At 43.5% G+C, this 17,783-nt stretch carries 4 protein-coding genes; all 4 read left to right on the forward strand.

Going from position 1 to position 17,783, the window contains the following annotated elements; genetic code table 11:
* Positions 1 to 6: 6 nt before the first annotated feature.
* Complete coding sequence (locus ABJD64_RS20375; RefSeq protein ID WP_348180404.1) at positions 7 to 8,046, forward strand: neuraminidase-like domain-containing protein; 8,040 nt, start codon at positions 7 to 9, stop codon at positions 8,044 to 8,046.
* A gap of 12 nt (positions 8,047 to 8,058) precedes the next feature.
* Complete coding sequence (locus ABJD64_RS20380) at positions 8,059 to 15,225, forward strand: SpvB/TcaC N-terminal domain-containing protein (protein WP_348180403.1); 7,167 nt, start codon at positions 8,059 to 8,061, stop codon at positions 15,223 to 15,225.
* 53 nt (positions 15,226 to 15,278) lie between these two features.
* A complete protein-coding gene (locus ABJD64_RS20385) occupies positions 15,279 to 17,108 on the forward strand; it encodes an RHS repeat-associated core domain-containing protein (RefSeq protein ID WP_348195864.1) in 1,830 nt (609 codons plus the stop codon).
* Between the two features lie 313 nt (positions 17,109 to 17,421).
* Positions 17,422 to 17,783: hypothetical protein (locus tag ABJD64_RS20390; RefSeq protein ID WP_348195866.1), on the forward strand; the 362-nt coding region annotated here is incomplete at its 3' end.

Raw genomic sequence — 17,783 nt, forward strand, 5'->3', positions numbered from 1 at the left:
ACTACTATGAAGGAAAAGACAATTAGGTCCTCAGATGTGGCACAAGCAAAGTCTGTTATCACCGCCAAAAAAGCAAGTACCATCCTCGATGCAAGTCAAACAGACTCAGTCATCAGTACAGGAGAATTATATGCCAATTTCATTCAGATTTACCAGACAGCGAAGAATACGAGTACTCCGTACAAAGACATCGGCCAAAAGGTCGCTTCAAATAGTACATGGTTTATTTCTACAGCTATCAAGAATCAATTATTTATTGACGGTTGGGAGGCTTCTGACCTTGGAAAAGCGGGATATAGTTATGAAACTTCCTGTAATGCCTTTTATGACAGCCAGCAACGTATGTGGAACATATGGCAGAATCCAAACTATTGGAACGACAATGATCCCTCATCCTCATTGAGCGATGCGCAAAAGTATCAGGTAGCTTTTCGTTTTATGGCTAAACGAAATGTATGTTCATCATTTGATGCAACAAGCATGGCCACAAGCCAATTCCTTGAAATAGGATATCAAATGATCTCTTTTCCGGGAGCAACCCAAAGTCCAGAGGAGAGGAACAGCACGCTAAGTATCTTTTACAATAGTGCAGCCAATATTCGCAGCCAGGTAGTTATGCAATATATGGGTATGCAAGACGCTACCAACGATGGTCGTATTGTACCATGGAATAGTTTAGGATCCAGCTACGCTCAGTTGCCGAACTACCAGACGCTATTCAATCAAAAAAATTACATGTCGGTAGACGAAAACGACAGTGTATTGTCTCCTTCGGCTTATCTGGTAGATTTGGATAAAAGTGCAGAGCGGTATGTGCTACCGGCTATTGACGGAACAGACCCCGCTAATCAGCGAATTAGAAGCCGGAGACCGGATGTGATGGATCTGGTGCTAAACGCTGCAAATACGACCACCGAAATTCCAAAGCTCCAAATTGTAAATGAATTGCTTATCAAGCAATGCGCTCAGATTTCTGGCAAAACCACAGAAGAAGTTATTAGTGATTTGGCTGCGCAGCCATATCCGCTCACTGCGCCTTACAATTATTACCTTGAGCAACTCAGGTCATCGCTAACCCTGCAAAATACGGCCTTAAGTTCAATTTGGCAGGCCACCAAGCCTTCACAAATTATAACAGCAAGTGATGAATACAAGTTGGCTATTGCCCTTGAGCAGCTTACTGTGTATCAGGGGCTTTACAGTCAGATTCTAAGTGTACCGGTTACGGATGACACTTCTCTAATGAGAGAAAGATACGGTTTGCCTGATGGCACAGATATGTTGTCGATTTCGGAGGTTCTCGAAACCACATTTATCTCCACTTCAGACTTGTCAGATATCCTCTATGAAAATTTGAGTGACGATGAAATAAAAACCGCTGCTGGAGGACATCAGCCAATGTCTCAGTTTTATATCAATGGCTGGTCGCAATCAAGCGGTAATGATTTGTCACCATTAAAGATATTTTATGAAACTGACGGAGATCAAAGATTCGAGCACGTATCAGTGTTGAAGCAGGACAGACTCAATAGACTCATACGATTATCTCAAGCTTCCGGCTTGTCTTATACGGATCTCAATTGGTTGATCACAGTATTTGTCAAAAGTTACAAAGACTTGAAGGAAGACGATGCCTTGGCCGTTCCTGAATTATACAGCTATCTGGCTGCCATCAAGAAGGTTACCAGCGACTTTAACTCAGAAAATGTAGAGGTTGCCACCGCCTTGCTTGGGTTGATCAAAGATTTTGGTGCACAATCCGGTCAGACCATGATCAAGCAAATTTTTGGAAGTGTTGCGCCGGTTTTTTATCAGCAGTCCGACTTTACCACCTGGGATCTGGCTACACTCGTATCTACCAACGATTATGATGCGACGACTACTGCATTGATGCGTGGTACGCAGTTGTCTTTGCAGGATTTGATCCTTGTAGGACAGGCCTGTGCCACCCAGTTTGGATATGACGCTACGACCGAATCTCAAATTACGCTTAATCAGGACTTTCTATCAGCACTGTTTAGAGTTTCTCTCGCCGGTAGATTATTAGGGTTGGATGCCAAAACATTTGTATTCCTGATGAATAATCTGGCGGACGGTAGTTACATCTCCTTCGCAGGCCCTTTGGTGACTACTCAGCCGACGACAGGTCCTTTGGTACTGGTAGGAGCTTTCCAAGCTATTCAGGCATTTGCTGCTACTGTAGCGGATACGGAAATCACCTCCGAAGATTTAATGCTTATGGCCAATGCTGCAGGTCAGCAGGAGTCATTAGTGCCGGGTAAAAATGATACCATAAAGGCTGTTCAACAAATCTTTGCCGGTATCGAGCAGTCCATTTTGTTGACCGAAGCCAACTACAACGACTGGTTGGCTCAGGAGCAGAAAAAGCTCAGGATAACCTTCTCTTCTAATGCTGATTACGCCAATTTGGTAGCCGATGGGTACGTGGATCAAGTCACCTCCGATTCTGGTTCCGTAAACGGTGGAGTAGTATTGATTGGTGCTTATCAGACAAATATGGAAAACCCCGCGTTTTCATTGCCGTCGGCTGCTATAGATGACTTCAACACGATGCTTCAGAGCTATCGGCAACCACAAAATGGTCTAATCAATAGCGTGTTTGAAGATACACTTGATCTTGCCGTCAACACCGGAGTAGGGGAGACCATAAGTGACTGGAAAGAACTAATTGCTTCGACAGGAGATACTACAACGGCAGCAAATAACATACTACACCTGTATTACACATTGATTCAGAATACCTTAACTAATGAAGGTACAGTGATTGCTGAATTGACAGCAGATCAAATCAGCGAACAAATAGCTATGCTGGATCAATTAAATAGATTGGCTATACTTATCAATACACTGACACTTAGCCGAGAAGAGCTACAGTACATTTTAGAAGGATACAGTTTGTTGGAGAACCCCGAAGCAAGCAGCCAGTTTGCCATTAGTCCTACAGCCGTTGCGCAAATCATAAACCTGCATAGCCTGGTACAGAGTTATGCAGACAGTGATAATGATCTGATTGCATTTTTAAAACTGGATACCGGTTATGTTGAAAATGCCAATCTTTTGGCCGAAGCAACCAGCTGGGAGCAATCACAGATCGTAGATGTGTTGAATGCATGGGGAGTAGGTTCTGCCTCATATGCAAATGCGGACAATGTTACGCTCGTTACCGGCATGCAGCAGCTATTCAATCTGGCTGCCCAGATGAATATTACTGTAGAGGCCTTGTTAGATTTGGATAATCAGGCCGGTGCAGAAGGATATGATGCCTATGAAAACGTGGCTAATGAAATGACCAACGTACTCTACGCCGGTAATCAGCAGTCTCAGAGTGGTACCATAACCAATACATTGAGCATCACCATCGACGAGACCTACAGAGACGTACTGGCAGGTTCCTTGTTAGGCATCATGAGAAATAGCGGATACAGCTACTATGAGGGCATCAGGACATTTACAGATTTGTCTCAGTACTTACTCGTGGATGTGCAGGTAACCGGCAAGTTTACCACTTCCCTTGTTCGGGATGCGATAAGTGCCTACACGACCTATTTCCATAGGATAGTGATGGGGCAAGAGCCAGCGCTGAAACTGGATACTTATTTTTATGAAAACTTATGGCCTTGGTTCGAAAGTTATCGAATCTGGGAAGCCAATAGAAAAGTATTCTTAAATCCTGAAAACTATCTGAGACCTGAGCTGAGAAGCGAAAAAAGTGACGCTTTTGCAGCGTTTGAGAGCATGCTCAATGACTCTTCACCGACTGAGGAAAATGTACGAATGGCTTTCAATCAATATTTGCAAGATTATGAGGAAGTAGCTAACCTTAAGTGTGTGGCGAGCTATTTCGACGAAAGTACCAGCTACATGTATTTTGTCGGTAAGACCAATACACAGCCTTATCACTACTTTACCAGAAGCCTTAAACTTTCGCAGGATGTCAATGAAAACTATACGCCGGTGATATGGACACCCTGGAAAGTCATCGATGCTACGATTTCTTCTGCCTATGTAAATATTATTTCGGCTTTTAATACGCTCTACTTATTTTGGATCGGTTTTGAGCTCACCAGCACCGATAGTGATGGAAACAACACCTTTGAGTACATCATTAAGTGTTCTTATCAACAACTGAACGGCTCCTGGTCCCAGATTCAGGAAATTGGTAGCGCGAAAATGACTGGATTTCAGGAATCCGTGACCTACGAAGATTTGCTGGAAAACCATGCATACAATCTACTGGAGCTATCCACTGTAGCTACAGAGGATAGTGATTATATCTTGGCGACTTATGCGTATGCCAATCAGAGCACAGGACAGACTATCACGAACTATCGTATTGACAGATGGTTGAATGTGTCAGATACCGAAGACGATCCCATCAATATTTTACTGGCGGGAAGTGATGAAGATAGTGATATTGCTTATGCGGCAGTTTGGAATAATTCTAAACCCATTAAAAAAGGAAGTGTAGATGCATTTTACTCAACTGGCCCAGACCTGGTGGAGTCACCATTTTTTCAAGGTTATAAAATAGATGGTAGTGTCACAAGTGATTCAAATACGGAATTTATTTGTTTGGATTATGAAGCAGCTGGATTTAATACCTCTGGCAACTATAATCGGCTTTATGGGATGTGGATTTACATAGATGAGTTAGACTTGAAGCAGCAACCTTATTACGTTGAACTTTATGCGGATTTTCTTGGTACTTCTACTGCGGAAAACATGCTTTACTTACAAATAACTTCAGCTGGGGATCTACAACTTACTCAGGGTAATCCTAATTCGACTAAAAATTTATTGAAAGTTGAAAGTATACCCCAAAAGCAATGGATATATGTTGCAATAAGCCAGGGAGTAATAGAGGACAATAAACTTCTAGCTACGTTGTATGCTGGTAAAAAATCGAATAACCAGCTCATTACGATTGCTAATGAGCAAGCTGAGTCTTCGTCTGAGTCTTCTTATACACTTGCACCTATGTCAAAAGGAGGTATTTGTTCGCACCTAACCAGTTCTCAGAACTCATGTTTTTATGTAGAAAACTTTATTGCCAAACAGCAATATGCCGATTCAACGGAGATACTAGACTACATTCCGTTGATGTCTGGATACAAAATCTTCAGTAACTCCGACTATACGTCTATGTTTGACAACCTGCCTTTAGGTACTACTGTACAGTCGGTGGCTACAGGCACTAATGCACCGATTATTATGAATACAGGACTGGCTGAGTATTTGGGATTGCCATACGTGGGAGGTTTAGACGAGGGTGGTCAGTGGAGATTTGTCAGGATGACCTCAGCCGAATCAGCTGCCAATCTGGTAGATGCACTGAAGAGTGGAGGAGTGGACAACTTATTGAGTGTACAGACACAATTGTCTTCGGCTGACTCATTCTCCGAATTGCAGCCTAATGTTGATTTGGTTCCAATTAATTTTTGGCCGAATGACGACTATCTGGATATTTCAGGAGCCAATGCCCTCTATTATTGGGAAATATTCTGCTTTGCGCCATGGTTCGTAGCGGATACTTATCACGATGCAGGGGACTACAGCAACAGTGCCTCTTGGAACAAATATATTTTTGATCCGGCCAGGCGATACGATAGTGTGACCACCGTGGAGCAGGAATATCTGGATAAAGATCAGAACAATAGCGACATTTATTGGAGGTTCATAGGGCTCAGGACCTATTTTAGTCCTTCGCTGGCCCGTGGTGTTTTTGCCCAGCCACAAGGCAGATTGTTGGAAGATCAGGCAGATCATACACTTAGTTATGTAGCAGGCAGTACTAGCAGTATGTTCAGTGCAACGGCCGAAAACCATGCGCTTGAGCAATATTATAATGATCCCTTTTCTCCACACCCGATTGCCTATTTGCGACCAATGGCCTATCAAAAGGCAGTGATAATGCACGTGGTCAAGTCCAAAATGGATTGGGCTGATCGTTTGTATACACAGGCGTCGAGAGACTCTATATTACAGGCAGCCATATTGTATCTGGAATGCAATGACCTGTTAGGCGCTAGACCTACGGAAGACGGTCAGTTTTCTGAGGAAAATGCTGGGGATGAAACGACCAGAACATTGAATACCATCAATGATCAATACAGTGATGGCAATATCCCTGAGTTCCTTATTGGGTTAGAAGCGAATCTGGACAATATCATTGCTCAGCCTACAGCTGGCGTGGTTTCAAACATGCCTTTTAACTTTATCCCCGGTCTTTACTTCGGAACACCGGAAAATAAGCAGATGCTGTCTTTCTGGAATACCGTACAAGGCAGGTTGAAAAACCTCAGAAACAGTTTGGACATCAATGGAAACCCGCTCAACCTTAATTTGTTTGAGCCAAGTTTAAACGTAATGGGTTTGATAGCTGCCAAACAAAAAGGAGTTTCGTTATCCGATGTGATAGCTGCTGTGTTAACTACTACGGCACCGGTCTACAGGTATTCCGTATTGCTTTCCAAAGCCAAGGAGTTTGCCGGTATAGTAAGCGGTTTTGGGCAAAATCTGTTGACTACCTTAGAGAAGCGCGATGTACAGGAGTTGGCTCAGCTCGAACTGACCCAGCAGGCCACCATTCTGTCCATGACACTGAACCTGAAGCAGGCTCAGATAGATCAGCTCCAGGCACAGCTGGATAGTGTGACCCAAAGCATGATTATGGCAGCTACGAGATACCTGTACTTTGACAAACTGATAGAGTATGATTTCGGAAATCAGTCGGGTACTGCACTCTCAGGAGATGCCTCTGGTAAGGATGTTCTTAGTTTGGCAGTCGATGGTTCGGCATCACAGACCGAGACCTTAGGGGACAATGAGCAAGTACAGGTTAGTATGAATTTTGCGCCTACTGTAGATGCTGCAAAACATGAAAGTATAGGTTTAAGTGATTTGAAGAAATCAGAAATTATGCAGATTGCCTCTGCAGGTGTTTCTGGAGCATCAGCAATAGCTCACATGGTTGGTTTTTATACCAGTTTAACTAATCGTTGGACTGCAGCAGGGTGGTCATTAAGTTCCGTTGCGTCAGTATTAGCAGCAGGAGCAGGTGTTAGAGGTACGCAGTCGTCTATTGAAGGAACCAAAGCGTCCTACAAAAGAAGGCGTCAGGAGTGGCAGTTGCAGAAGCAATTGGCAGAAGCAGAGATAGAGCAGATCAAGCAACAGTACGAGGCTACCTTTTATCAACTACAGGGAGCACAGCAGGATTTTGATATTACCAAGACTCAGATCGATCAGAATCAGGTGATCTTGAACTTTTACAAAGACAAATTCAGCAACGAGGATTTATACCGGTGGATGCAAAGTTATCTCACAAGTACCTATTATCAGGCATACAAACTAGCATTGGAGTTAAGTACCCAAGCACAGGATGCCCTGAAGTATGAATTGGGATATTCGATGACTGATCCAAATGTGAATTTAATTAACACTAGCAGCTGGGACAGCACGCACGAAGGCCTGCTGGCCGGTGAAGTCTTGTCTCACTCACTGAACCTGCTGGACAACTTCTATCTGGAGAAAAACTTCAGGAGAATGGAAGTAGTGAAAACGATTTCCTTGTTGGATGCAGTAGTTGGCTCGAATCAGACCATGGCAGAATATTTGGCGGCCAATGGCAATTCGATCACTTTACCGATCGCATTGGCTGATCTGACGGCCGATTACAGCAACTCTTACATGCACCAGGTGAAAATGGTAACGGTGACCGTGCCCACACTATTGGGGCCTTATGAGGATATCCATGCCATTTTGAGCCATACGGACAACGTGATCTATGACCAGTCAGGAAACGAAATTCGTTCCAAGATAGGTGATGGTCAGAAGGTAGCCCTGTCCACCGGTCAGGAAGACGCCGGATTGTTCGCGGCTGATATGGGTGATCCGAGGTATCTGCCATTTGAGAGCACGGGCGTTTGCGGTGATTGGACCATCGCCTTTACCGAGGCAGATGCAGCCAAGATCGCAAACATCAGTGACATTATTGTCAGAGTACGCTACACGGCACTAGTGTAATAGGAGGTTATCATGGAAAAAGAGAGAATAAAACAATTCTATCAGGATAATCTTGCGCCGATAGAAACACCACCGGAGGCTGGGGCCAACAGGTCCCAGCCTGTGGGGGATACCAGCAATGTAGGGGCCAATAGCAGCTACATGGGCGCGAAGCAAAGTCAATCTTTCGGAGGGTCTTCCTCCGGAGGATCGTCTCAAAGTGGAGGAGACTCCGGGCCGGTTTTGAAACCAGAGCTGCCCAAAGGCGGAGGCGCAATCGTAGGCTATGGAGAGCAGTTTCATGCCGATGGTTTTACCGGTGGGGCGAGCCTTTCTTTTGGAGGGCAATCCTACAATACCGGCGGAGGAAATGGATCTTTCGGTATGGGTTTTGGAAATGGTAGTGTAGGCGAAATTTCGAGAAGGACATCGCATGGTACACCTACCTACGACGATGCAGTGGATCAATTTCTTTTTAATGGAGAAATAATAGTTTCGAAAATGGCAAATGGCATTCAGGTCGTCGAGTATGGCGACCTGACTGATCTTGTCGTAGATGGAGCTACATGGAAACAGGCGGTCACCTATGCTGAACAGAGAAGCCACCCCTATGAAGTGAAGGTATATCAGCCGATGATGGAAGGAGCCTATAGCAAAATCCAATATTGGCATTGGGAATCAGAAGAGGACCCCGGTGAGAACCCGGTCTCTTTTTGGCAAATACTAAATGCGGACAATTCCATTCAGCTTTATGGAGTGGGAGAATCATCTCAGGTATTCAATCCCGCCGACAGCGGTTTGCAGGACAAAAGGATATATAAATGGTTGCTATGTGAGTCATTAGATACCCATGGAAATTCAAGTGTAATTACTTACAAAAGAGAGGATGCCGCTGGGGTAAACGTAAACGTTGCCCCTGAGAAAGGGCATATTCAAAACGCTCAGATGTATGTACATCAGGTTGCAGCCGGTCAGGCCACACCCATTCCAGAGCCGCTGAGTTTTCTTCCGTCCGAAGAGCGTAAAATACTAGAACCCAAATGGTTTTTTCTTACGGTACATGATTATGGAGAGTATGATGTTGACGTCACCAATACAGACCCCTACACCCCGGTAAATGACTGGAGTGTGCGAAAAGATTCATTCTCTACATATTTTGGAGGCTTCGAGGTTCGTAATCATCGATTATGTAGGCATGTTCTTCAGTTTCACCAATTCGATGAATTGGGTGAAGCACCGGTACTCACTCAAGTCACCGCTTACTATTATGAAGAATCTCCCATATGCACACGCATGGTCTCATCGATGGAAATCGGCTATTATTTAAACGCTAAGTTAGGGTATTACGAAGTCAAGCATAGTGTGCCTATTGAGATGGAGTGGACTGGATTTGATCCAACAGGGCATGAATACAAACCCTTGCTTAGAGAATACCCGAGTGGTCAGAAAGAACCGTTTTGTTCTCTTGGGCAGGGCCTCGATTTTACCCCTGTAGACCTATATTCCGAAGGTATAGATGGATTGCTTTACAGCGATGGCATGGACTATCACTATTACCAGACTGATTACGCCTCGGTACAAAATGACTCGGAGGCAGTAGTCTATCACGAAGCGGCCAAAAACTATCCAGTGCCCATCAATCAGTTGATGAACGACGAGTTTCATACCTTCCAGGATATTACCGGAAACGGAAAATTGGATTACGTGGTGACCCGTGGCAGCCAAATGGGATACTACGAAGTGCAGCAAAGCGGAGAGTGGAGCGATTTTATTCCACTACCCACCTACGCTACCGAAATGGACAGCCCCAAAGCTAACTTGGTGAATGTCTGTGGAGATGGTAGAGCAGATTGTCTTATGGTCATGAATGGAAAGGTCAGATATTATAAAAACAACGGTGCAGATGGATTTGCACCTGGAGTTACTATCAATCAATCTAACCTTCCAGCCAATGTTGAAAGCTCTGAAGATACGCTCATTCAATTTGCATCAATTGCAGGTGATGGCAAGTCTCACCTGACCAAGGTGACTTATGATTCATTGAGCTACTATCCCAACTATGGCTATGGGGTATTTGGAGAGGAGATCAAAATGCAATTTCCTACATCTATTTCCAAAGAAGAATTTAAGACAAATCGTATATTTTTTGCAGATACTGATGGTACAGGCACCGCAGACCTGCTTATCCTTACGAGTTCAGGTATAAAACTGTTTCTCAACCAGAGCGGCAATAGTTTTGCCGAGGAAATTTTGTTGGAATTGCCAGATGGGGAAATCTTTGACAATAATGATAGGATACTATTTGCCGACGTTTATGGTACAGGGTTGCCTTGTTTAATATATAGTAAGACTCACCCTACCTCAAAGCAATGGGTATATGATTTTTGCAATGGTACGAAACCTTATCTGATCACCACCCATATTAATAATATTGGTGCCGAATCAACTATCAATTTCAAAAGTTCTATTCATTTTTATCTTAAGGATAAATATGAGCCTGGCGAAACAGGAAGAGAATGGATCACGCGAGCACCCTTTCCGACCTGGGTGGTTGAAAGCATGGTAGCAAAAGATGCTATATCGGGATCAGTGCTGACACAGAGTTACAAATACCGCGATAGCTACTATGACGATGTAGAAAGGGAATTTCGCGGATTTGGTTATGTGGAACATCAGGACACGGATATTTTTGATAGTGAAAATCCAATGCTGGATTCTCCACCGTCCATACTGAAATCCTGGTTTCATACCGGAAATCCAAATCAGCAGGACATAGTGGATACCTATCAAACGAATGGAAAGGACTATTTCCTTGGAGATGCCAAGGCCAATTACCTAATAACTATGGGAATATTTGATCCCGATGGTTTGAACCCGATTGAGCCAGGCTCAGAATTGTGGAGGGAAGCGAGTATCTTGATGAAAGGCACCTTATTGCATAGTGAGCTTTATGGCCTTGACGGCTCATCAGAAGAGGGGTTTCCCTATCAGGTGCAGAATGCCAACGGGCAAATACAACTTCTACAAGAAAAGGGAAATAACTACTATGCCTCATTTCTACATTTGGAAAGGGAAGGACTCTCCTATCTTTATGAGAGAAACCCCAATGACCCTAAGATGTCTTATAGTGCAGCCATGAACTTTTTGTACGGAGAGGCGGTACAGTCCTGTAGCATCCTCTATGGAAGAAGAGCAGAAGACGAAACTTATGGGGCGGACATAGATGGAAATATCGCCACCGAACAGAGAATAGTAAGATGCTACTCTGATCTTGCCAGACACTATAATTTTGAGAATGCGGCCGGCTTAGGGCAAACGTCAGACGTTTTTTATCAACTCATGGTACCTTATGAAGCACAGGGGTTCGTCATTACAAATCTTGCGGATACACTGGGCCATGAATCTCTTGTCAATGGAGGTATATATGATTATGACAAACTGAGGGCGTATTTGGCAGCAGGTGATTCAGAATCAGGAATCCCTTTTGCCAGCGGTATCGATTACATCATGCATTCGTGGGGCAAGAATTATTACCTCTATGCACTGGAAGGTACCTCGGAGATTACTCCAGTTACTGGCAACTATGATCAAATAGAAACACAGGGATTGGTGCGTCCCGGCAATAGAGGGTTTTTGCTCGAATACTATGGCGAAGCAGTAGTCTTTAATCAAGAAAAGCTTTATGATACCCTGAAACCCTATTTTACTGAAGATGAACTCGATCAGATGATGTTGGATACGGGAGGCTTTAAATCTTCCGATGATTTTTGGTGGGCAGACAGCGGAATATACGCTTATAACAACTCATCACTCTTTTATCAGCCGCAATCCTACACCAATCCAATGGGAGCAACTACCCAGTTTTTGGAGTATGACAATCATAATATGATGATGGTCAAGGCCGTAGATCCCCTGGACAATATGACCCAGATTTTGCAGGTAGATGATGTTTATCAAATAGATTACCAGCATCTTCAGCCTTTGGCAGTTGTAGACGCAAATGGTAATAGGGCAGAAGTGTTACTCGATGCCTTGGGTCGGGTCATTACCACCACTCATTATGGTGGAGAGATGGAACTGACTTTGGAGGATGGTCAAGTGCAAGAATTATACAATGATGACGTAGGGTTTGACTCGCTTTATGGATATGATGGCAGAAACAACCCTTATCAGGTTAGAGATAAGGAAACAGATACCATCCACACCATCATTGATTCACCTTACACCTATTTGCAAAACTCCTCGAATTTTTTCTTCTATGCCCCATTTAGTTGGATGCTTACCTTCCCTTTTGAAGTATTAGCCAACCACAAAACCGTGAAATTCGAAGAGGATAAAGCAAGGGCTTGGTTTAAAGCCCTGCAAAAGCATGGATTGGTAAATGGAGAAGGAGCAGTTTTCCATAGACTAGAAAAAGTAATTCAGTCAAGTGACACTGTAGAAAGGTTTACTAAAGAATTGTTTCAAATTTCTCATTCTCTATGTCAGGCCTTTCAAGAATTCAGTAATGATCAACAAGTCGAAATCTTCCAGCTTTTTCTTAATCTTGAAGATAGGCAGCCGGTACATGTATTGGCGATGTCTGCTGATGACTATCCAAATTTGACGCATGCAATCCTTACTAAAGAACAATACTATCAACGTATTCCGGCTATAAGCAGTGATGATCTCAATAGCTGGTGGGATGCCTTGGTTTTGGCAGAACTGATAGAGCCTAACGGTATCTATACACCACTCTATCGTACGATGGTACAGGCTTCGTCAGGCCTTGAAGACTTCAAAAAAAGACTCGAAAATTATATATTAGCCATGGAGGCGTTTGATAATTTTGGAACTCTTACGCAAGAAGAAATTTTTAGACTGCAATGGACAGGATTGAGAGAGCGGATAGCGCAAGTGGTAAGTTATAATGACGGTTTTGGTCGATCGCTTCAGAATAAGATAAAAGCTGAGGATAGAAGTGATACCTATTTTTGGGAGGAGAACCAAATGAGTCAAAACACATCCGGTAACTACATCCAAGACATTTGGCTGACCGAAGGGCTCACCGTGTACAACAACAAGGCCCAAGTAGTCAGGCAATATGATCCATTTTTTATAAATACGGTAGACTTCATAGAAAATGATGATCTATACAAAATTGGAACCAGTCCCACCAGCTACTATGATGCCTTGGGGCGCGTGACGCACGCCATTTCGCCCAAAGGATTTCTGGTATATCATAGCTGGACTGCCTGGGGACAAACTGCATGGGATGCCAATGATTTGCTCATGATATCACCATATTATTTGGTCAATGAAAATAACATTTTTGATGGCGATGAAACACCTCCGTCAAAAGACAATCCCTACTATGAGTATTTTGACTTCCAAATGACCGATAAAGATCGAAATGCTTATAAGAAAACCTTGACTTTAGGTTGGACACCGAGCAGTTCTATTGGTGACAATAGGAGTCTACCATGGATCGAAATAGGTATCAATTCAGCCCAGTATACTTTAATAAATATAGCGGAATTCTTGGGGTACAGCGCTGAACAGGCATTATCACTCTTTTTTGAGCTAAAACAGAAAGAATACATCGTACAGTTTGATAGTTATGAAACGGTTGAAGTCAAAGAAGATGGAGTCGTGATTGCTGTTGATCAGGTGGACATCTTCTGGGGGGACATGACCAGTAACTTTCCGCTGAGAGAAACGATCAATAACCTCATGCAATCTCCAGATGGAGAACACTACTTTTTTCAATTGAAGTTTCAGGCATATACCGCTAAAACCTTAAGTCTGCTTTTTGATAACAAGGTAAAGAAGAACGCGATAACAGAAGCAGGTCTTTATGACGCATTTGTTAGCGCCTATGGCTCTTGTCCATTTACGAGATATGAATGTGATGCACTTTGGACGCAACTCAACAACTATAATCTGATTGACAATCAAGGTTTGGTTACTGACAATATAGTAATACCAACTCTTGATCTTGATGGTTTTCAATCAGACAACGATCTGATCGTCAACTACATGTTCAGGTATTATGTGAGGGGCATCGACTATGTCAACAAGTTGACCTATGATGACCTAAACAGAAACCTCACCATAGCAGACCCCAGACTATCGGAGTCTGGTTATGTAAACATTACTTACATCTACCCGGATACCTTCGGGCCGTCGGTCTCTATGGATACCTGCGATGCCGGACAGGATTGGAGCTTAGCCAATGTATTGGGACGACCCATGTGGCTCATGGATGCCAGAAACGTCAAAACAGAGTATGAGTATGACCTGTTGACAAGGCCTATGAGTGTTCTGGTATCATTGGATGAAGACAATGGCTGGGGGCCGATCGTAGTCACACGTATGCAGTATGGCGAGCAGACTTTCGATGGTGATCGGGAGTTGGCTCAGCAATACAATTATCTGGGCAAGCCTGTGCAAGCCTTTACGCAAGGCGGATGGGGTAGCATCGTGTATGGATTCAATATTGGAGGAGTGCCGATGGGTGGTCTGACCAAATTTGCGAAACCCTATGCACCGGTCAATGAAAACGACTGTAGTGTGGCACCTCCGATTATCGCAGTACCTGAGTTGAATTCAAACCCGGGCACTGATCCTGACACCACCGGTGAATTGCTTAAATCCGGGGAGTTCAAAGGGATTGCCAGGTTCGGTGCCAACAATCAGGTCACTCGCGTGATCGATCCGGCCGGTAATGTTCACATACCGATCGAATGGCAGTCGGGAGGCATGCGTTTCTTTGAGGTGAATGCCGTCAAATACATGGATAATATTTTGTACAATGCCAAGAAACAGCATTTGTCGACAGAATATCGAAATGAAGAAGGCAAGCACATCCTCACGACGTTTTATGCCTACGATCCTAAGAACTATCGATTGCTGCAGATTTATACAGAAAGTGCGGATACAGATAATCCTTTGACAAGAGATACAGAGTACGAGCAGATCATACATGAAACTGATCATGTGAGGCAAAATCTGATTTATACTTTGGATCCAATTGGTAATGTTTCTGAAGCGTCCGGCTATTACCAGACGCCGGAAGAAGGCTCGGAGGAACTGACGTATTTCCCCTCAGGTGGTGAATATACTTATGATGCGATGTATAGACTTGTTTCTGCTACTGGTTACGAGCAGGAAGAGGAGGTTATTACAGTTGAAGCTGAAGATGTAACGGAGGAAAGTTAATTACAAATCTTCCCGCATAGAATTAATTTCTATGCGGGACAATTTATAAAAATATGATAAAGGTAAACCTATATTCACAAAATTACATGTACGATCGGGGAGTCAACCTCATTCAAAAGAGCACCTCTTCATTGCTCAGTGTGGATCGTATGATCGCTACTCAGCGCACCAATCGAGCCATTAACCAGGCACTTTATCAAACACTCGATTTCACCCCTACAGAAAAAGCTAATCTGAATGAAACCCTGCTCGACAAAGGCATCTTCGATCCCCACGGCAACCAGTTAAAGACAAAAACCGGACAGGTACTCACTTGGGACTATCAGAACATGCTGCAAACCACTACCACAGCGCAAGCAGACGGTAGCACCCTGGCCGAATACAACACCTATGCTAAAGCAGGACAACGCAACTGTAAAGTCACCGAAAAAAAAGACCAGGACAGTAACACCACAGAAATCACAGAATCCCTCTACCTGAGCAACCTCGAATACCGCACGATCTGGAAAGGCGAAAACCTCAGCTACGATGGAGAAACCGTCACCGAACAAAGCACCGGAGCCATGGTCATCCCCCACGAACAATACAGCACCCTACGCATCCGCCAGGGTCACAAGCAAGTCGCCCAAAAGAGAGTCTACCAATACAAAGAAGGTATAAAAGTCCCCGATCAGACCACCAGCTATAGTCTGGACAACAATATCGACTCCTGCGAACTCACCCTTGGCGGCAATGGACATCTCGAAAGTTACGAGTCCTACAAACCCTACGGAGAAACAGCCATCAGCTATGGCAAGACGGGGCAGCAACCCTACAAATACTCGGGACAGGAAAAAGACGAAAGCGGCCTTTACTACTATGGTTACCGTAGCCTCGATCCGGACACCTTCAGATGGATCAGCCCTGACCCTGCCGGCCTTCAGGGCAGTGGCCTCAACTGGTATGCGATGGTCAAAGGGAATCCGGTGACCATGCGAGATGAGTATGGTTTGGGGCCATTTGATAAGCTGCCCAAAAAACTTCTGAAACCTGCTCTTTTGGGTCTGCTGGCTACAAGTACAGCACTGTATAACAAAAATAAATTATCTGAAAAATGGTACGGAAATGATTTTACGGCTATTGGAGAATATGGTGAGCTTTGGGAGCCGATCTCAACAAAAGTTCATGATATGGATTCATGGAAACATCAGTTAGAAAGACATAAGGTAAAGTGTTGTAATGGTAAGGCCAGTGCTTTCCAACGTTATGGTTTTGATGCAATTCAGTTTTTTGCACCTGATGAGGAAATACCTGAAGATCCGGATAGATTAAAACAAGAACTCAAAAATCGATTATCAAAATTCCTCCTGAACAATAACCTTCTGGATTCCAATTCTGAAAAACTAATACTCTATGGTGATTTAACGAAAAAGGTAGGTATAGGTGGGCCAGACGTTCACATGGATGCTACAAGTTATCCATTCCATCAGGGAAAAACTCCTAACGATAAGAGTAAATACCTAACATTTATATCCGATAAGACATTAAAAACAGACCAAATAGTTAATGTATATAATATCTGGTTGGTCAATAAAAATCAAAAGGGACGAATTAATCCAAATCTGGCTTTTTTATCAAAGGATACTTTGGATCCCAAGAAGGATGTTGACCTTGACAGCTTCATGTTAATTCGTAAGGAAAGTCATAAATTTTTTTCTAAACCTGGTATAGCTTCCGGATGGGGGTATGTTTTTTATACTGGGAAAACATTCCATTTCTCTGCCTTTAACAAGAATCTTAAAGAAAACAGAAATACGAGTATAGTAAGATTTGCTCAATATAGAGTGCATAATAATTTTCAGAAAACAGATCATGTAGAAAAACTCAACAAGACGAAGGAATAAGTATGGAGTTACTAATTGCCAGATTAAATTAATATTACTTTTTCCAAAAATTGGAAGAAGCCTTGAGCAACGGTACATTATCGCGCGAAAAAAAATGAGGCTGAATAAAATTTCAGATTAATTAGTACTGGCTAACTCCTAATCTGATCGAACCATTAAATTTTATCCCTGCGATTGTGTGGCATTAAATATAAAAAAGATAGCTGGCGCTATTTGTGCAAATAATCTAAAAATTGCCTGAGCTTATGGATAAAACTTGCATTTGAGCCAGCGATTTATTCTTTAGGAAGTCAACGAAACGAACTAACCAGACATGACCAACCTCAAAACCTACCGACACAGCTATGCCTTCGACAAAGGTATGAACCTCATACAGAGAAGTGCTAACTCGGGAAACAGATCCCGTATGATAGCCACTACCCGAGCCAATCGTGCTATAAGCCATAAGCTTTATCAGTCCCTCAACCTCACCCCCACGGAACAAGCCAACCTCAATGAGGCACTTTTGGGCAAAGGCATCTTCGATCCCCACGGCAACCAGCTAAAGACAAAAACCGGACAGGTACTCACTTGGGACTATCAGAACATGCTGCAAACCACTACCACAGCGCAAGCAGACGGTAGCACCCTGGCCGAATACAACACCTATGCTAAAGCAGGACAACGCAACTGTAA

Source organism: Reichenbachiella sp., from assembly GCF_039944555.1.
In the GTDB taxonomy this organism is placed as follows: Bacteria; Bacteroidota; Bacteroidia; order Cytophagales; family Cyclobacteriaceae; genus Reichenbachiella.